Origin of the sequence: Saccharibacillus alkalitolerans (assembly GCF_011090185.1) — a bacterium.
Taxonomy (GTDB): domain Bacteria; phylum Bacillota; class Bacilli; order Paenibacillales; family Paenibacillaceae; genus Saccharibacillus; species Saccharibacillus alkalitolerans.
In genome coordinates, this window is record NZ_JAAFGS010000002.1 from 535,080 (window position 1) to 551,854 (window position 16,775).

The 16,775-nt window shown below is 59.4% G+C and carries 16 protein-coding genes; 6 read left to right on the plus strand and 10 right to left on the minus strand.

From position 1 onward, the window contains the following. The first annotated feature begins 43 nt into the window (after nt 1-43). Nucleotides 44-682: a hypothetical protein gene (locus tag GYN08_RS07880; RefSeq protein ID WP_166273634.1), complete on the plus strand. Its 639-nt coding sequence runs from the start codon at nt 44-46 to the stop codon at nt 680-682. Nucleotides 683-810: 128 nt separating this feature from the next. Here the strand turns inward: GYN08_RS07880 and GYN08_RS07885 are convergent, their stop codons facing one another. Both GYN08_RS07885 and GYN08_RS07890 read right to left on the minus strand, forming a co-directional pair. Further along, nucleotides 811-1,707, minus strand: coding sequence for an SDR family oxidoreductase (locus tag GYN08_RS07885; protein WP_166273635.1), 897 nt, complete (start codon nt 1,705-1,707; stop codon nt 811-813). Between the two features lie 129 nt (nt 1,708-1,836). Beyond that, entirely contained in the window at nt 1,837-2,733 is an 897-nt protein-coding gene (locus GYN08_RS07890) for an SDR family oxidoreductase (protein WP_166273636.1), read from the minus strand. Nucleotides 2,734-3,049: 316 nt separating this feature from the next. On the opposite strand from GYN08_RS07890, the gene GYN08_RS07895 reads away from it, so the two are divergent. Further along, nucleotides 3,050-3,577, plus strand: a complete 528-nt coding sequence (locus tag GYN08_RS07895) for a pyridoxamine 5'-phosphate oxidase family protein (protein ID WP_166273637.1) — start codon at nt 3,050-3,052, stop codon at nt 3,575-3,577. A gap of 184 nt (nt 3,578-3,761) precedes the next feature. Here GYN08_RS07895 and GYN08_RS07900 read toward each other — a convergent pair whose 3' ends face one another. The 7 genes from GYN08_RS07900 to GYN08_RS07930 all read right to left on the minus strand — a co-directional run bounded on the left by GYN08_RS07900 (nt 3,762) and on the right by GYN08_RS07930 (nt 10,943). Beyond that, nucleotides 3,762-5,495 carry a sensor domain-containing phosphodiesterase gene (locus GYN08_RS07900; protein WP_166273638.1) on the minus strand — a complete coding sequence of 578 codons (1,734 nt, stop codon included), beginning with the start codon at nt 5,493-5,495 and terminating at the stop codon, nt 3,762-3,764. Nucleotides 5,496-5,709: 214 nt separating this feature from the next. Continuing rightward, nucleotides 5,710-6,225, minus strand: a complete 516-nt coding sequence (locus tag GYN08_RS07905) for a hypothetical protein (RefSeq protein ID WP_166273639.1) — start codon at nt 6,223-6,225, stop codon at nt 5,710-5,712. Beyond that, entirely contained in the window at nt 6,218-7,807 is a 1,590-nt protein-coding gene (locus GYN08_RS07910) for a glycosyltransferase family 39 protein (protein ID WP_166273640.1), read from the minus strand. The genes GYN08_RS07905 and GYN08_RS07910 overlap by 8 nt, the downstream gene beginning before the upstream one ends. Before the next feature lie 193 nt (nt 7,808-8,000). Further along, nucleotides 8,001-8,471 (minus strand): hypothetical protein, encoded by a 471-nt coding sequence (locus tag GYN08_RS07915; RefSeq protein WP_166273641.1) that lies wholly within the window; start codon nt 8,469-8,471, stop codon nt 8,001-8,003. A gap of 140 nt (nt 8,472-8,611) precedes the next feature. Next, a complete protein-coding gene (locus GYN08_RS07920; protein WP_166273642.1) occupies nt 8,612-9,568 on the minus strand; it encodes a DUF2262 domain-containing protein in 957 nt (318 codons plus the stop codon). Then, a complete protein-coding gene (locus GYN08_RS07925) occupies nt 9,544-10,350 on the minus strand; it encodes a hypothetical protein (RefSeq protein ID WP_166273643.1) in 807 nt (268 codons plus the stop codon). The genes GYN08_RS07920 and GYN08_RS07925 overlap by 25 nt, the downstream gene beginning before the upstream one ends. After that, nucleotides 10,347-10,943 carry a hypothetical protein gene (locus GYN08_RS07930; protein WP_166273644.1) on the minus strand — a complete coding sequence of 199 codons (597 nt, stop codon included), beginning with the start codon at nt 10,941-10,943 and terminating at the stop codon, nt 10,347-10,349. The genes GYN08_RS07925 and GYN08_RS07930 overlap by 4 nt, the downstream gene beginning before the upstream one ends. Before the next feature lie 139 nt (nt 10,944-11,082). Between GYN08_RS07930 and GYN08_RS07935 the strand changes: the two genes are divergently transcribed. Next, nucleotides 11,083-11,757 carry a response regulator transcription factor gene (locus tag GYN08_RS07935; RefSeq protein WP_166273645.1) on the plus strand — a complete coding sequence of 225 codons (675 nt, stop codon included), beginning with the start codon at nt 11,083-11,085 and terminating at the stop codon, nt 11,755-11,757. Further along, nucleotides 11,754-12,815 (plus strand): sensor histidine kinase, encoded by a 1,062-nt coding sequence (locus GYN08_RS07940; protein WP_166273646.1) that lies wholly within the window; start codon nt 11,754-11,756, stop codon nt 12,813-12,815. Before GYN08_RS07935 ends, GYN08_RS07940 begins: the two co-directional genes overlap by 4 nt. A 71-nt stretch (nt 12,816-12,886) precedes the next feature. Here the strand turns inward: GYN08_RS07940 and GYN08_RS07945 are convergent, their stop codons facing one another. Then, complete coding sequence (locus GYN08_RS07945; RefSeq protein ID WP_166273647.1) at nt 12,887-13,387, minus strand: hypothetical protein; 501 nt, start codon at nt 13,385-13,387, stop codon at nt 12,887-12,889. A 351-nt stretch (nt 13,388-13,738) separates the two neighbouring features. Between GYN08_RS07945 and GYN08_RS07950 the strand changes: the two genes are divergently transcribed. Next, nucleotides 13,739-15,223, plus strand: coding sequence for a hypothetical protein (locus tag GYN08_RS07950; protein ID WP_166273648.1), 1,485 nt, complete (start codon nt 13,739-13,741; stop codon nt 15,221-15,223). After that, on the plus strand, nt 15,207-16,616 hold the full coding sequence (locus GYN08_RS07955; RefSeq protein WP_166273649.1) for a sensor histidine kinase: 1,410 nt from the start codon (nt 15,207-15,209) through the stop codon (nt 16,614-16,616). The genes GYN08_RS07950 and GYN08_RS07955 overlap by 17 nt, the downstream gene beginning before the upstream one ends. The last annotated feature ends 159 nt before the right edge of the window (nt 16,617-16,775 follow it).

Below are 16,775 nucleotides of genomic sequence, written 5' to 3' on the forward strand. Positions count from 1 at the left end.
CTCGGCGTCCATGAATATTTCCTCAAAAAGGAGCTTTCCTCTTATGCGCATGACCTGCTTCGACGACGGATACTGGCCGATGGGTCACATTTATTTGATGCCTCCGACGCACCGCTCGACCTTGGAAGGCCTTGCCGGCGACATTCTCGGCCATGTGCCTGCGGAACGCCTGCATATCCCCCACATCGCGGAACCCGCGGAAGATCCGGCCCCCAAGCTGGACCGGATGAAGATCGCCAAGCTCACTTACAAGCAGGATTTCTGCAAAGGCTACGATACGCTGTACGGCAACGATATGGACGAGAACGGTTATATTACGGGCATCGAATTGAATCTGACAGCAAAACGCATGATCGAACTGGTGAACCGCCAGGTTTTTCGAGTCATCGACGTGCGCTGGAAAAGCCGGCTTTTTCGCCTGCTAACCCTTGACGACTCGGAAAAAGTGTTCGACGAACGCAATATTTTGTACCGCATGTCGGATCGCGAAGACGTCTTTGTAATCGCCGCCCTGTCGGCGCACGAAATTCCCGATCTTTCGGAAAAGGCGAGGCAGGACCCCGTCGGTATTCCGATCATCCGTTTCCTTGGGCTGCTGTCGTCGCGCGACGATCTGTACCCGCCCGAATATCTGCTCAAGCCCGACTTCTACCTGCAAATCGATCCCCCGGATTCGCAGTAAACCGGGGTCCGCGTCCCCGAAGACGAAAAAAACCGATTCTCCGGACGGAGAATCGGTTTTTCGGACGTTCCGAGCCTTTTGCCCGGGATCCGGGCAGGCCTTGTGAGGCGGCAGGCCCGGTTTGTCCGTTAAGGCGTCGGCATCCCGCCGTTGGCGTTCAAAGTCTCGCCGACGACGTAGCTTGATTCCGGGCTCGCCAGGAACACGAACGCCGGCGCCATTTCGACCGGCTGACCCGGACGCTTCAGCGGCGTCTCTTCGCCGAATTCCTTCAGCACTTCCGTCGGCTGGCCGCCGACGACCTGCAGCGGCGTCCAGACCGGACCCGGCGCCACGACGTTGACGCGGATGCCCTTCTCGGCGACCTGCTGCGCCAGCGCTTTGCTGAACGTGTTGATCGACGCTTTGGTCGTCGCGTAATCCAGCAGGATCGGCTCCGGTTCGTAAGCTTCGATCGAGGCTGTATTGATGATCGTGCTGCCCGGCTGCATATGCTTGATCGCCGCTTTGCACAGCCAGAACATCGCGTATACATTGGTCTTGAACGTGGCATCGAAGTGTTCCGTCGTCAGGTCTTCGATCTGTTCCACGAACTGCTGCTTGCCGGCGATATTCGCCAGAATATCGATGCCGCCCAGTTCTTTGACGGCCGTCTCGATCAGATTCACGCAGTACCGCTCGTCGCGCACGTCGCCGGGGACGGCAACCGCTTTGCGGCCTTCGGCTTCGATCAGCTTGACCACTTCCTGCGCGTCCGCTTCCTCTTCCGGGAGGTACGCAAGCACGACGTCGGCGCCCTCTCTGGCGTAAGCGATCGCCGCGGCGCGGCCGATGCCGCTGTCCGCTCCGGTCACGACGGCTTTGCGGCCGGTCAATCGGCCCGTGCCGCGGTACGACGTTTCGCCCGAGTCCGGCAGGGGGGTCATCTCTTTTTGCAGGCCCGGCTCTTCCTGCTTCTGCTGAAATTCGGGGCCGGCTTTCGGGAACTGCTTGGTCGGATCCTGGAACGTATATTGATCGGTCATGTTATTCTCCTCCTTATGAAGCCCGCCGGAACGCCGCAGCGCTTGCGGCGTTCCGGCGGGCTGTTCGCGATGAGCGTCTGCCGATGACAAGTTCGGAATCTTCTTGCGGCTTATGCCGTCCGCCTCCGCTTAAGGCGTCGGCATGCCGCCGTTCGCGTTCAGCGTCTCGCCGCTGACATAGCTCGACTCCTGGCTGGCCAGGAAGACGTACGCCGGCGCCATTTCCACCGGCTGGCCGGGGCGCCCGAGCGGCGTTTGCTCGCCGAAGCTCGGCAGTTTTTCCGGCGGCTGTCCGCCCGCGACCTGCAGCGGCGTCCAGACCGGACCCGGCGCGACCACGTTGACGCGGATGCCTTTTTCGGCGACCTGCTGCGCCAGCGCCTTGCTGAACGTGTTGATCGCCGCTTTCGTCGTCGCGTAATCCAGCAGGATCGGAGCCGGCTTGTACGCCTGAATCGACGATGTATTGATGATCGATCCGCCCGGAGGCATATGCTTGATCGCCGCTTTGCACAGCCAGAACATCGCATATACGTTCGTCTTGAACGTCTCGTCGAACTGCTCCGTCGTCAGCTCGTCGATGCTTTCGACAAACTGCTGCTTGCCCGCCACAATCGCGAGAATATCGAGGCCGCCCAATTCTTTGACGGCCGTCTCGATCAAGTTCACGCAGTACTGCTCGTCTTTCACGTCGCCGGGCACGGCCACCGCTTTGCGGCCTTCGGCTTCGATCAACTTGACGACTTCCTGCGCGTCCGGCTCTTCCTCCGGCATATAGGACAGCACCACGTCGGCGCCTTCTCTCGCGTAAGCGATCGCCGCGGCGCGGCCGATGCCGCTGTCCGCTCCCGTGACGACGGCTTTACGGCCGGTCAGCCGTCCCTTGCCTACGTACGACGTCTCGCCGGAATCCGGCTTCGGAGCCATGTCCTGCTGAAGGCCCGGTCCCTCCTGCTGCTGTTCGTACTCCGGTCCCGCTTTCGGGAACTGCTTGGTCGGATCCTGAAACGTATACTGGTCGGTCATGCTGAACGCCTCCTCGTCATAATGAATGGACTTCATGCAAGCTGCCGTCGTTTCCGTACAACCGTTTCGTGTATCGACGGCCTATGCCGGGACGGTAAATGCCCGCCGCCGTCGAACTCCTTTTCTATGTAACCGCAGCGGTTGCGGTTTAAACGAGCGCTTTTCGGGTAATGCGGCGTTTTCTTTTCGGCGGCATTATGACATTTTTTCGACGAGGCGATCCGGCTGCCGATTTGTCGAAAAATAGCCGTTTATCCGCAGGGCCTGACGTTTAAGGGTTTAACAAATGCCCATTGCGGAAAAGGAGCGATTCACCATGTCCAACCTGAGCGAACATGCCACGACCTCCGATCCGAAAGCGGTCGAGACCGTGCGCGATCTGATCAAAGATATCGAAACGGCGATGCTGACCACGGTGACCGATGCCGGCCTGGTGTCCCGTCCGATGCAAACCCAACATATCGAGTTCGACGGCGACCTGTGGTTTTTGACGAAAAAGGATACGGCCAAATACGACGAAATCGTTAAGGACCCCCGCGTCAACGTGGCCTATGCGGACAAGTCTTACGTGTCGATCAGCGGCAGAGCGGAATTCGTCGAGGATGACGCCCGCAAAAAAGTGCTGTGGAACAAAATGTACGAAAAAATTCTCGATACGCCCTACGACGACCCCAACCTCGTCCTTATCCGCGTCAAAGCGGAAACGGCCGAATACTGGGAGAGCGGCAGCGCCGTGAAAATGATGACCCATCTGCTCAAAAAAGCGGTGGGCAAAGGCTCCGATCCGAAATCGGAACCCGGCCTCAACGAGACGGTCGATCTGACTTCGACGCCGAAACCGTAAGACGCGGCGCGCGGCTGCCGGTCCACGTACGGTCCGTCGGCCGGCAGCGGGGCGCAGGGAAAGCCCTTGATCCGTCCCTGCAACGAAAACAAGGTTCCCCGCCATTTGGGGAACCTTGTTTTGGTCTGGCCGTATTCTTATGCCGCATCCATACCGCCATGCCGCATTCTTGCTTTCGGCCCCGTCATTGAGCTTTCAAGCCGCCTCCTGCATCTTTCCCGAACACAATTTCCTCCCGCAAATAAGACCGCGGTTCCGGGCGCAGCCTTCCCAGAGGTTGGGGACGCGAGAAATGGTAGCCCTGAAGCTCCCGGCAGCCGAGCGAAACCAGCAGGGCGCGCTGCTCTTCGGTCTCCACGCCTTCGGCTACGACCGAAAGGTCCAGTTCTCTCGACAGCCCCATGATGCCGCGGATCATCGCGCGGCTGACCGGATTCTGCTGCGCATTGCGGATCAGCATCCGGTCGATCTTCAGCGTGGCGACCGGCAGCTCCTGCAGCAGTCCTATGCCCGAGGAAGAACGGCTTCCGAGATCGTCCAGGGAAAAGGTCACGCCCCATTCGCTCAGCCGAAGCATCTGCGGCAAAATATGCGAAGCGTCAAGCCGCTGGGTCGTCTCGTTCAGTTCGATCTCGATTTTTTCCGGCGGGCATTGGGTCTGCACGAATACTTCCGCCGCAAGCTCGACAAAATACGGATCGCGCAGCGACTTGACGGTAATGTTGACATGAATGCGTTTCTCCGGGCTCAGCATGCGCTGCGCCAGGCACGCTTCGCGCAGTACCCAGAGATCGACCTGTTCGATCAATCCCGCCTTTTCCGCCGCTTCGATCGCCTCTACGGGAGAGACGAGCCCTCGCTGGGGATGGTTCCAGCGCAGCAGCGCTTCGTACGATACGGGATATCCCGTTACGGAATCGACGATCGGCTGATAATAGAGCTCCAATTCGCCCTTCTGCAGAGCCTGCCGCATATCGAGCTCCGCCTGCTGATCCTCGATGCGAAATATGCCCATCCCCGCCTTTCCGCCCTTTTTGATGCTGTACATCGCCGTATCCGCCCGTTCGATATATTCGCGCAGCGAGTCCGCTTCCAGGCAGACCCCGATCGAGAGAGTCAGCTGTTCTTCCTGCTCGGTCAAAGGCAGATCTTCGACGCGAAAAGCCGCGACCAGACGGTCGACCGCTTCCTGCACCCGCTCCGCTTCGTTCGTGGGCAGAACGATCACGAATTCGTCGCCGCCGTATCGGCAGAGCAGCCAGTCGTCGTCGGCGGCTTTGCGGATCGCGTCCGCCAGCGACTGGAGGACGCGGTCCCCGGTCGTGTGTCCGTAGCCGTCGTTGACTTCCTTGAAGTTGTCCAAATCCATGAAAATTACGGCTTTGGGCGAATCTTCGAGTTCCCGCTCGTAAAATTGTTCCAGGGCGCTGTGGCGCAGGAAGCCGGTCAAATCGTCGAAATACGTCGTCTCTTCCAGATGAATGAGACTCGCGATGACCGAGGCGACATGGCTCAGCCGCTCGACATCCTCCGCAGTGAAGGCGTGCTCCCGGTCCAGCGAGCAGATCGTGCCGTACAATTCGCCGTTTTCCAGATGGATCGGAACGCCGAGGAAGCTGGCTTTCCCGATCTCCGACGTCACCGGCATTTCCCGCGTAAGAGGCGAAGTCGTGGTATCTTCGATGATAATCGGTCCTTCGTTATTGACCAGACTGCAGTAAGAGATCGGATAAGGCAGAACGCTTCCTTCCCTGACCATCTCTTCATCGGCGTTCCAGGTACTGAGAATCGTGTTCTGTTTGCCGTTATTGTAAGCCATAAAAAAAGTATTGGCATCGATGACGGAGTGCAAAAGCGAGAACAGCGTTTTGGACGTGATCCGGATCAAATCCTGCCGCTGTTCCTTCATCGGTTTCATAATAAGCCTCCATGGGTCTATAGTTGTACCGGAATAGGTATATGAGCTTGTTATAAAGGATAAGCAGGCAGGCGTCACGCCTCAAACAGACAATTTTTTCTACTTTATTCGCGGTTTTACCTCTAATTTCGACTTCGTAAGCTTTAATTCTTCGAAATTTAAATTTTCACAATTCAATTTCTCGCTCTTCATTCACGGCACTAACGGAATCCCGCTATTTCAACGTGCGAATCCGTTCGACTCTCTCGCTCCCTTCCTTATACCAAACCATCACGACCTGCCCCTTTTTGAGCCCGTCGGAGCGCAGCGAACCGGATTCGCCCGTAATCTTGACGCCGCTCCCGAGCGTCAGCATTACGGTTATCCCGGTCGACTCCCAATCCGATGGATCGGCTGCGGCGCCCCCGGGCGACCGTGAGCCGCCGCCAGCCGTCCCGGTTCCGCTCTCGAGCAGTTCCAGCGTCATTTTATCTCCTTCCAGCGCCGCGATCCGGCCGATCAGATCGGCGTCCAGCGCCTGGCGAATGCCGCCGCGCCCGTTAAATCCGCCTCTCCCGGCGAAGCTTCCGGGCATCTCCATCCGCGCGCCCGGCCCTCCCATGCCGGCTCCTCCGCTTCCGGCGGCGGTAAGCGTGCTCGGGATGTTCTGCGCCGTCACGGCCTCGCAGGCCGACAGCAGGACGGACAAGCCGAGCAGCGACAGCAGAGTTCCGGTCTTTTTTTTATCCATCGATCGATTCCTCCTCGTCCGGAACCAACCGCCGTCCTAACGCGCTGTTCGCCAGCAGGGCGAGCGTATCTTTGAAGCCCATGTACGACAGCACGATCAACAGCGGATAGACCGGATACAAGTATCGGGATTTGATCTCCCACAGCAGATAGAAGCCGATGAACCCCAGCAGCACCAGTACCGGCAGCACTTCGCCGTAACGCTTGGCGCGAATGCCGGTAACCAGCCTCACGCCGGCGAACGCGTACATGAGCACGCCGGCCGCGTACAGGGCCCACAGCAGGCCGGCGCGAGCGGCCGAATCGCCCTCGAACAGCCCGGTCAGCCAAGTATCGTAGCTGTAGCTGCCGGCGATGGAAGATCGGGCGAATCCTCGGTCCGGCGACCCGCTGCCGATTCCGTAGCGGTCGATCTGGTAAGTGCCTTCGGTCCAGGTCCAGATCAGCTTTTTATAATACATGCCGAGCAGCTCGCCGAACGAAGCGTCCGACAGCTTTTCGCGGATGGATTGTTTGTACAGCTCCGCGCTGACGGCTTTGTCGTACCCCGCTTCCCTTTGATAGATCCGGTAGCTCTGCATGTTGTCCCAGAAACCGAAGCGCTCCAGGTTGATCCCCATGTTCAGCCACATGTAGACCGGCGCCGAATGTTCGGTGGCCGGATCTTCCGTCACGCCGCCCGCCTGCAGCGCCGCGTTCTGCGTCCAGGCCGGCACGTTGAAGAGCGCGGCCAACACGAGCAGCGACAGCAGGCCGCGCCGTACGCCGATTCTGCGGATGCCGAGCAGAATGCAGAGAACCGAAGCGATCAGCACGATCGCGCCGATGCCGCGGAAATAATTGCCCAGCGCCAGCAGAAGCGCCGCGAAGACGATGGACTTGAACGACTTCGTATTGACGAACCGGAGTACGAAATAAATCGCCGACGTCAGCAGAGCCGTTCCGATCACGTCGTTGTAGATCAGATTCGGCATCAGCAGGGACGGGACATAGAACGCGGCGAACAGAAGCACGCCATAATCGTTCGCCTTATTCCGTCCCGTCAGCTCCCGGTAGATCAGATAGATCATCAGCGTCGTCAGCAGCGAGAACAGGATGTTGAACAGCTTGATGACCAGGTAGTTGTTCGGGAAGATCGCCAGCAGCGTCTTGAGATACAGCACGATCGAGAAATTGAACGGAAACATATGCAGATATCCGCCCGGCTCGAAGGTGGAGTAGTCGTTCCGATACAGCATATCGAGCGCCAGCGCCAGCACCGTCTGCGAGTCGTCCGTAGGCAGCCGCGGCAGCAGAAAGATCAGCGCGGCCTGCACGAGCAGCGACGCGCCCAGCACGGCCGGAACGACAGCGGCGGGGGAATACCGGTTCAGCTTTCGGCACAGCCGGTAGGCGAACAGCGCAAGGGCCGCCAGGGCGAGCAGCAGCAGAATCAGCACGATCGGCCGCTGCGTGTCCAGAATCGGATTGTCGCCGTAAGCGGCAAAGTTATATTCGGCCCGCACGAAAAACGACGAGACGACAAACAGTCCGAAAAAAAACGTCAGGATCAGATAGAAAGCTTTTTTGAATACTTGCGGCATGGTCCAGCCCCTTCTCGGCAAAAAATTCCCATAAGGAAACGGTCTTCAACCAGTATAGGCAACAAGCCTGAAAAAAAGCTGAAAAATGCGGCGGAATTTGGGCGAGCAGCGCAAAAAAAAGCACGTTTCCCGACTGCCGGAAAACGTGCCGCGCTTCTTATGCGCCCGATCCGCCGTTCGATGCGCGGACCGGTCAGAAATACTCTCCCGCCGGCTTCAGGCGAATCGTCTCGGAACGTCTGCCTCCGTTCCAAATCAGCAGAAGTTCCACCGTGCCGGATTGGTCCGGCACATATTCCGTCGTGGTCAGGTCCCGAAGCAGATAAATGCCGTTATCGGGCACCTGCTTGACGACCAGACCGCCGCTGCCCGCTTCGATGTCCGCTCCGTAATACGAATATTTGACCTCGCCCGTCGGAGCGGGCTCGTCGCCTTCGTAACGGGCAGTCAAGCGCGCGCGAAGCTTTCCTCCGTCCTCCGGCACATACATGGAGTATTCGGCCGTCCAAGCTTCTCCTTCGCCCTCGTAATCGCGCGCGGCCGCCGCTGCCTCCTTTCGGATCGGAGCCGCCGCCGGGCCCGGAGCCGCCGCATTTTCCGCTTCCCTGCCGCAGCCGCCGAGCAGGATGGATATCGCCAAAACCGCAATCAGCCGTTTGTACATGTGTGTGTCCTCCTCTGCGCCGGCCGATCCGTTCGCCGAACGTCGTGCCTCTTCACTATTTGTAACCGTTTGAGCGCAGAAAAAAACGAATCGGCAAGCCCCTTTTTCGGCGGCGCGGCGGCCAATCGTTTTTCGCCGATTCATCCCATCATGTCGGCCGACAGGAAAACGCCGGCCGCATCAAAACGGACGCAGATCGTATGGCCCGCAAACAGTTCTCCGTCGTCATACCACAGCGCCACGTCCCCGTCTTCGTCCAGCGTCAGCGATTCCAGTTCCATCAAGCCGGCAAATTGTTCGGGAGTCGCTTCTTCTTCGTCTTCGTCCAGCCAAAAATCGTTTTTCGCGTCGAGCAGTTCATCCGCCGCCAGACGGCGGGCCGACGTGTCCGTCGATTCCAGACCGGCGATCCGCTGCTCCAAGATCGGAAGCAGCTCCAACGCCCGCTTTCTTTCCGGCGTTTGGAGACGAATGTCGATGCGCCGCCCTTCCGCCTCCCATTCGCCCTCGAACCATTGAAGCTCCGTCTTGAACGTCAACAGCCCGCCGGCCCAGCCGATCGGAGGATTGTCGGCGGCCGTTCGCTTGATCGGAGGCGGAGGCACGACCGCTTCTCCCATCGCATAGAATTCCTCTTCGATCTCCGATTCCTCCGCGCCTTCCATAATCAGATCCAACTGACGGAACGACATGCCCATCTGGGCCATCGAAGCGCTCGCCCGTCGGCCGTCGGCCGATTCGAAAACGAAGCGACCTTCCGCTCCGGTTCCGGCGCCGCTTTCCTCGAAAAAGACCGAGGCCGGCCCGAACGGACCCGGAACGGGAATATGGGTCCAGGAAGTTCCGCCCGAAGGCAGGCAGCGGTACAGGTCCGCGCATAGGAACGATTCCGCATCGGGTTCCGGAGCTTTCGATAAAATGCGAATTCGCCCGCTCGGCAGACGCTGCGCATGCTTGAACTGAAGAAGCACGAGAGCGGTTCCGTCCGCCGAAAGCGCATGCGGCGCTTCGATCGCGTCCAGTTCCTCCCGGGCCCCGGGCTCGCGCGCATAGACGCGCTTAAGCAGTTCCGTCATTTTGTCGGTGCCGTAATACATGTCAGACTCTCTCCTTCGTCGCTTGATTCGGACCGAGCCTCGATCAGGTCGGGCATCGGCCGCTGTCTATCTACGATCATACCAGAGCGAGGCCGGCTCCGAAACCGAATCGCGGCCGCCGCAGACGGAACGGGAGCTTCGGGTCGGTCCGCTTCGCCGATCTCCTGCAGCTTATACGAAGCCCGCATCGCCATGCCGAGTCCGATCAGCAGAGACACGCCGCCGAGAACCATGGCGATCATGCCGTTGTAGGCGGAATGATCCTGCTGCTCCTTGAACGACAGAATCGCGGTCTGGACCAGCGCCAGCGTAAACAGCGAAAAAGCCAAGTTCGTCAGCTTGATGGCCGTGACCAGAGGCTTCTTCGCTCTTCCCGCCACAAACATGCCGAATACCGCGATGCCGATTTCCGTGAACGAGACGACCGCGATCAGCAGAGCTCCCTTGAACGAATAGGCCGGCGAATAACCGAAATGCCGAACCGCCGCGCCGTACAGCAAAAAGATCAGGCTCGACCCTGCCACGATCAGCCCCATATGCAGGCAGCAGAGCCATTCTTCGCCGGAATCCGGTCGGGAATCGTCCGTCTTCCCGTAAGCGCGGTGGCTTTTGACCGCGGTCAGTTTGGCTGTCGCCATGCCTACGTTGCAGAAGGCATGCAAGCACAGCAGCAGCGAAGTGCCGAACAGGCCGATCGCCAGTTTGGCGGCCGCGATCAGCAGATTGAAGCCGGCCGAACAGGCGGAGAAGCGCATCTGCCTGGCCATTCTCTCGGCGTTCATGGCGCTCCCCCTCCTCCGTTCCGATCATCCCATTCGCCGTTATGCCAGAAGGGCAGCTCGGGACGAGGCGTGTGTTCGAAGCCGCCCGCCAGGACGCCGATCCCGCCCGTCAGCAGGCCTGCCGCCAGCAGAATTGCCGCCAGCTTCAGCCCGTTCCCGCTCCCGAACTTCGAAAGCCGGCCTTCTTCCGCGCGACTTCGTCTTTGCGCAGCGGTTCTCCCCGTCATCATGCGGATGAACGCGCCCGCGGCCGCACCGGCCGCCGCCAGGCCCAGCAGGCACAAGCCCAGCGAGAAAAATCCGGTTCCGAAGCTGAGCAGCGAAGCGCCGAAGCCGTTTTTGACAGATAAGAAACCTCCGAGCAGTCCCGCGGCTCCGATCAAGCCCGTTCCCAGGACCGCGCAGTATGCGGTCACGACCATTCCCCAGCCGCCGGCCAGAAACAGCAGTCGAAACAATAAGAAAATCATTTTGAACGGGAACAGAAACGGCGCGAAGATCGATTTGATCACGATTTCGGACGGTTGCCCCTGACGGGAATCACTCCAAAACGCTTCTTCGCCGTGATTCTTCCCGCTTTTCATGTGCCGCATAATCCCTTCTCCTTTCTGTTGCCCTGTCCAGCATAGTCCGCCAACCTAAATCGAAAATAAACTTTCTTCGCGAAATCGTTTAGCTTAAGTTTACGTTCGGCCGCTATATCATTAAAATAGAAGAAAGGGGTGGGCGGATTTGTTTCATATCCTGATTGCGGAAGACGACCGTAACGCCAACAAATTGATGGGAGCCGTGCTGAGGGCCGAAGGCTATACGGTGACGTCGGCCTTCGACGGCCGGGAAGCGCTGGAGAAGCTGGAGGAGCACCAGTTCGATCTGATCGTCGCCGACGTCATGATGCCGAATCTGGACGGATACGAGCTGACGAGAATGCTGCGGGAAGCCGATTACCGGATGCCGATCCTGATGGTCACGGCCAAGGAGCTTCCGGAAGACAAGCACAAGGGGTTTCTCGTAGGGACGGACGATTACATGACGAAGCCGGTGGACAAAAAGGAAATGCTGCTGCGCATTCAGGCGCTGCTGCGGCGTTCGCGGATCGTGAACGAGCGCAGGATCGCGATCGGCAGCGTGACGCTGAATTACGACGCGCTGACCGTATCTCGCGGCGACGACATTCAGGCGCTTCCTCCGAAGGAATTTTATCTGCTGTACAAGCTGCTCGCTTATCCGGGCCAAGTATTCACGCGGCTGCAGCTGCTCGACGAAATCTGGGGATTGGAGACGGAAAGCGGGGAAAACACGATCACCGTGCATGTCAATCGGCTGCGCAAACGCTTCGAGCATTATCCGGAATTCGAGATTCAGGCGGTACGCGGGCTCGGATACCGGGCGGTGAAAAAGGCATGAAAGAGCTCCGTTCTCCGGCCTCCAAGCTGAACCTGTTCCTGCTGCTGTCGATCAATCTGTTCGTGATCATCCTGTTTCTGCTGAGCGCGGCGGCGCTGCTCTGCGTGCTGCTGATCCACTGGGGCTGGCTGCCCGACAACTTCTACGAGCAGCCGAGCGTTCCCCTGCTGATCTTCGCTTATGTAATCAGTCTCATGATCGGCGCGGCCATCCTGCTGATGATCAACAGCGTGCTGATCAAGCCTATGCGGCATATGATCGCGGCGATGAACGAACTGGCGAAAGGGAATTTCGCCACCCGCATCCGGCTGAACAAAGGCTCGCATTCGCTGGAAATCAACGAATTCGCCAAAAGCTACAACAAAGCGGCGGAAGAGCTGGGAAGCGTCGAACTGCTGCGCAAAGACTTCATCAACAACTTTTCGCACGAATTCAAAACGCCGATCATTTCGATCAAAGGGTTTGCGGAACTGCTGCGGGAAGGCGGGGTGTCCGAAGAGGAACGGGAGGAATATCTGTCGATCATGATCGCGGAATCGGACCGGCTGGCCCAACTGGCGAACAGCATTTTGGAACTGTCCAAATTGGAATCCAAACGGGTCGCCTCGGAAAAAGAAATCTTCTCCGTCAGCGAACAGATCCGCCGCGCGATCCTGATGGCCGAGAGCAAATGGTCCGCCAAGGCGCTCAATTTCGATCTGGAGCTCGAGGAGACCGAATATCTCGGCAGCGCCCGGCTGCTGAATCAGGTCTGGGTCAACATTTTGGACAACGCCATCAAGTTTTCGCCGGACGGCTCGCTTCTGAGCGTTCGGGTGAACGGCGGTCCGGACGCCGTAACCGTCACGGTGCGCGACCGCGGGCCGGGCATGGACGAAGCGACGCTGGCCCGAATTTTCGACCAGTTCTATCAGGGAGACACCTCGCACGCTTCGGAAGGCAGCGGACTCGGCATGACGCTCGTGCGCAAGATTCTGACGCTGCACGAAGCGGAGATCGGGATCGACAGCTATCCCGGCGAAGGCACGTCCGTGACGGTGACGCTGCCGAGAGAATAACGGCGGCCGACGGGCCGACGGATGGCGATCCGCCGAAGGCGCCCTGTAAGGCGGGCATGCCTTCGGCGCCTTCAGGAGTGAAACGAAAGCGCGACGCCCGGCAGCATCAGCATGTTCAGTCCGTCCAGCGCCATGCCGAGCCCCAGCGAAAACAATCCGGTTCCGAACATCGTCAGCGCCAAAGAGCCGAAGAGGCTTTTGCCGCTTCGATAAGCTTCTTCGAGCGTGCGGATTCCGGCCGGCCGTCTGGACGGATTCCGGATTCCCGCTTCCTTCCCGCGCAGAAACCGGCGCGCAAAGTTCGTCGTCTTGAGTCCGACCGGCAGCGCGGCAGCCAGCAGGACGGCCCCGGCGCCGAAGCTCAGCAGCATCGCGCCCGGGCCGCCTCCCGTGTTGGCGGCCGCCGCATTGAACGCATAACCGGACATCGCGGCCAATACGAACGCAAGCCCGTATCCGAACAAGATGACGGCGGCATGCGGCAGCACATATAAGGTTTTCAGCGCCGCGGCCGCAATCCGGAACGGAAGAAGCGGCGGAAGATCGTTTTTGTTCGTGACGTTTTTTTGCATGACGGGAAACCTCCTGGTCTTCGGTTGATGACCTCAGCATAACCTCCAATAATAAATTCAAACTGAACAGCCGATAACGTTTCGTTTAGATCCGGTTCTTCGCCGCGCGTCCGCCTACGGTCGGCGTTTTTTGCCGTTCGCGCATCTGCGCGGCCGCCCGGGGCTTCGAGGTCGGCGTACCCGCGGCCCCTCCGCTGTCCGCCGTTTCGGTCCGGCCGAATTTTCCCCTTGACCTGCGCCCGTTTACTTGCGAAAATGAACCGCCGAACCTTACGGCTGTCGTATTTCCAAACCGGGCACGGATGCCGATAAAATAAAAAAAGCTCTGACTTTCCGAAGGAGAACCCGCTTATGAACGCCTTAAAAATCGCCGGACTGCTGCTTCTTCTGATGATTGCCGCCGGATGCGGCCGGATCGCTTCGCCCGGCGACCTGCTGCACGCGCCCAACCTCGCGAACGAAGAGCAGTCGCTGTACCGCGCCGTGCAGCCCTTCCTGCCTGCCGGGTACCAGCTTACCACTCCCGACCAATCCGATCAGGGCAGCGCCATCCGTTTGGCCGATCTCGACGGCGACGGCGAGCAAGAACTGATCGTTTCCTATAAGAAACCCGATACCGACTACGAAGTCAATGTGCTGATCCTGAACAAAAAAGACGGCGTATGGAAAAAAGCCGACCAGATTACCGGCAGCGGCATGAATCTCGATTATTTGGCCATCAAGCCGCTGACGGACGCATCGTCGCACGAACTGCTGCTCGGCTATGACGGAGGCGGCTCCGGACTGCCCAAAGAGCTGTTCGTGTACTCTTTCTCCGGCGGCAAAGCCCAGTCGCTCTTCCATCAATCGTACGAACAGATCGCGGTCGGCGACCTGCTCGGGAACGGCCTGGATCAGATTGCCCTCGTTCCTCCCGCCGTGGGCACCGAGGACACGCACTCGGAGATTACGCTGATCGGCGCAAAAAACGGCGGACTGGCGGCGCTCGCGGAACGCCGCACCGACGGCGCCGTCGCCAACATGAGAATCGAACGCGCTTCGGCGGACCGCAGCGGACTGTTCGCTCAGATTCTGAGCACGACCCGTTCGGGCTATGCCGTCCTGTTTGCCTGGGAAGGCGGCAGGCTGGCCAACGTGCTCTCGCTTACGCAGAGCGACTACGGCAAACGCGCATCCCGGCAGAACTTGAAGCTCGGCCGTCCCGATTACAGCCGGGATTTGGGCGCTACGGAACAGAAATGGTGGATCGATTATCCGGCGCAGAACCGCGACGTCGACGGAGACGGCATTTTGGAGGTCGCTCTTCCCAATCCGCTGCCGAGCGCCGAGGATTCGTCGGGCACGCCGCAGCTGTGGAGCGAGTCGTATTACCGATGGGACGGCGGACGCGGCATGACGTTCGTCGAAGACCGGTTCTGGCAGTGGGGGTTCGACCTGCGCATTCCGGACCGCTGGCTCGGCCTGTATCGGATCGACCTTCCTGCGGGCAGCGAAAACGCCGCCGGGGAAGTTCGGTTCATGTACGTGCCGGAAAACGGAAAGCCTGCTCCGCTGCTGACGCTGCGCCAGCTGCTTCCCGAAGAATGGGAGCGCCTGAAGACGGTTCTGGACAGCAGCGAAAGCGACTATGTGGTGCTCGGCGGCACCGGCTCGGTAATGCCCGGCCGATCGCCGGAGATCACGGTCGCCCTTCTTCCCGCCGAAAATGCCGGATTAACCGGCGAAGAAGCCGACAAATACGAAGAACTCCGGCTCACCAAAGCCGAAGTGGTCGAGCTGGCCGGACTGGACACCGACGAGGCAGAGGAGGCGGACAGCAATGTTGAAGAGCATTAAGGGCCGACTCCTGCTCCAAATCGGACTGCTGCTCCTGACCATCGTGCTGGTGCTCGAAGCCATTTTTGCGGCGGCCGTGTATACGTATTACTTCGACAGCGCCCGGCAGATCGTGCAGTCCCGCGCCGTTACGGCGGCAACGCTGTCCAATCAATTCATGGAAGGGTATACGCTGCCCGAGCGGGCCCGCTACATTCTGGAAAACCTCGTTCCGGGCGAGAGCAGCCGCGTCGAGGTGCTGGATCTGCAGGGGCGGACGGTCGTCGATTCCTACGGCTTCTCCTCTTCCCAGCGTATTCGCACTCCCGATGTCCGTGTCGCCCAGCAGGGCGGCGTCGGCAGCTATACGGGCTACTCGAAGGCTTTCAAGCAGCGGATCATGGCCGTGTCCAGCCCACTCGTCAGCTACGGTGAAGTGATCGGGACGCTTCGCTTCTCCGTTTCGACCGAGCCGCTGTACCGGGAAGTAGCGAAGCTGATCGGCTGGTCGATCGGCATCGGAGCCGCCGTGCTGCTGCTGGGATTCGGACTCAGCCTGATTATCGCCCGCCGCATCGTCGCCCCGATCAAGGAGCTGACGGTCATTTCGCGCAAAATGGCGACCGGCGACTTCACCGCCAAGGCCGTGCTCAAGCATAACGACGAGGTCGGCACGCTGGCCGAATCGCTCAATCATATGAACGAAGAGCTGTCCAAGAGCGAGAAAATGAAAAACGACTTCATTTCCACCGTCTCCCACGAGCTGCGCACGCCGCTGACGTCGATCAAAGGTTGGGGCGAAACGCTGGTCGTAGGCGGGCTGGAAGACGAGGAGACGACCATGCTGGGTCTCGGCGTCATTACCAGCGAGACGGACCGGCTGATCGGGCTCGTCGAAGACCTGCTCGACTTTTCCAAATACCAGGCGGGCGAGATCAGGATGAGGTCCGTTCCCGTAGACCTGAACAACCTGCTGGCGCAGCTCGACCTCCAGTACAGTCTTGCCGGCAACCGGCGCGGCGTCGTGCTGAGCACCCGGCTGCCCGGAGAACCGCTGCCGATGCATGCCGACCTCAACCGGCTCAAGCAGGTGTTCGTCAACCTGATCGACAACGCGATCAAGTTCTCGGAACTGAACGGCGAAATTCGGCTGACGGCGGTACGCGAAGATCTGCAGGTTCACATCTCCGTACAGGACGACGGCGAAGGCATTCCGGCGGAAGACCTCGAAAAGATCGGCCGACGCTTCTACAAAGGCAGCTCCAAAATGTCCGGCAGCGGCCTGGGCCTTGCGATCAGCAAAGAAATCGTCCGCCTGCACGGCGGACAGATCAAGATCGACAGCGAGTACGGCGTGGGCACGACGGTGACCGTGACGCTCCCGCTGGCGGTGGAATCCGCGGAAGCGACTTGAAAGCTTCCTCATATAACGTTCGAAGGAGGACTCGTCATTCGAGTCCTCCTCAACTTGTCGAGAAAGTCCAGCGTAGCTAGAAGCGAGAAGACGGAGAGAGAAATTCAGTGAAGGAACGATAGTGTTCGCCTTTGAAATCGGGAAAACTCCGCAAAAATT

Excerpts from the sequence above, each read along its gene's own strand:
- GYN08_RS07920 (WP_166273642.1), bottom strand. The coding sequence starts at position 9,568 with ATGTATTACGGCACCGACAAAATGACGGAACTGCTTAAGCGCGTCTAT.
- GYN08_RS07945 (WP_166273647.1), bottom strand. The coding sequence starts at position 13,387 with ATGCAAAAAAACGTCACGAACAAAAACGATCTTCCGCCGCTTCTTCCG.
- GYN08_RS07890 (WP_166273636.1), bottom strand. The coding sequence starts at position 2,733 with ATGACCGACCAGTATACGTTTCAGGATCCGACCAAGCAGTTCCCGAAA.
- GYN08_RS07930 (WP_166273644.1), bottom strand. The coding sequence starts at position 10,943 with ATGCGGCACATGAAAAGCGGGAAGAATCACGGCGAAGAAGCGTTTTGG.
- GYN08_RS07915 (WP_166273641.1), bottom strand. The coding sequence starts at position 8,471 with ATGTACAAACGGCTGATTGCGGTTTTGGCGATATCCATCCTGCTCGGC.
- GYN08_RS07885 (WP_166273635.1), bottom strand. The coding sequence starts at position 1,707 with ATGACCGATCAATATACGTTCCAGGATCCGACCAAGCAGTTCCCGAAA.
- GYN08_RS07880 (WP_166273634.1), top strand. The coding sequence starts at position 44 with ATGCGCATGACCTGCTTCGACGACGGATACTGGCCGATGGGTCACATT.
- GYN08_RS07905 (WP_166273639.1), bottom strand. The coding sequence starts at position 6,225 with ATGGATAAAAAAAAGACCGGAACTCTGCTGTCGCTGCTCGGCTTGTCC.
- GYN08_RS07900 (WP_166273638.1), bottom strand. The coding sequence starts at position 5,495 with ATGAAACCGATGAAGGAACAGCGGCAGGATTTGATCCGGATCACGTCC.
- GYN08_RS07910 (WP_166273640.1), bottom strand. The coding sequence starts at position 7,807 with ATGCCGCAAGTATTCAAAAAAGCTTTCTATCTGATCCTGACGTTTTTT.
- GYN08_RS07940 (WP_166273646.1), top strand. The coding sequence starts at position 11,754 with ATGAAAGAGCTCCGTTCTCCGGCCTCCAAGCTGAACCTGTTCCTGCTG.
- GYN08_RS07895 (WP_166273637.1), top strand. The coding sequence starts at position 3,050 with ATGTCCAACCTGAGCGAACATGCCACGACCTCCGATCCGAAAGCGGTC.
- GYN08_RS07925 (WP_166273643.1), bottom strand. The coding sequence starts at position 10,350 with ATGAACGCCGAGAGAATGGCCAGGCAGATGCGCTTCTCCGCCTGTTCG.
- GYN08_RS07950 (WP_166273648.1), top strand. The coding sequence starts at position 13,739 with ATGAACGCCTTAAAAATCGCCGGACTGCTGCTTCTTCTGATGATTGCC.
- GYN08_RS07955 (WP_166273649.1), top strand. The coding sequence starts at position 15,207 with ATGTTGAAGAGCATTAAGGGCCGACTCCTGCTCCAAATCGGACTGCTG.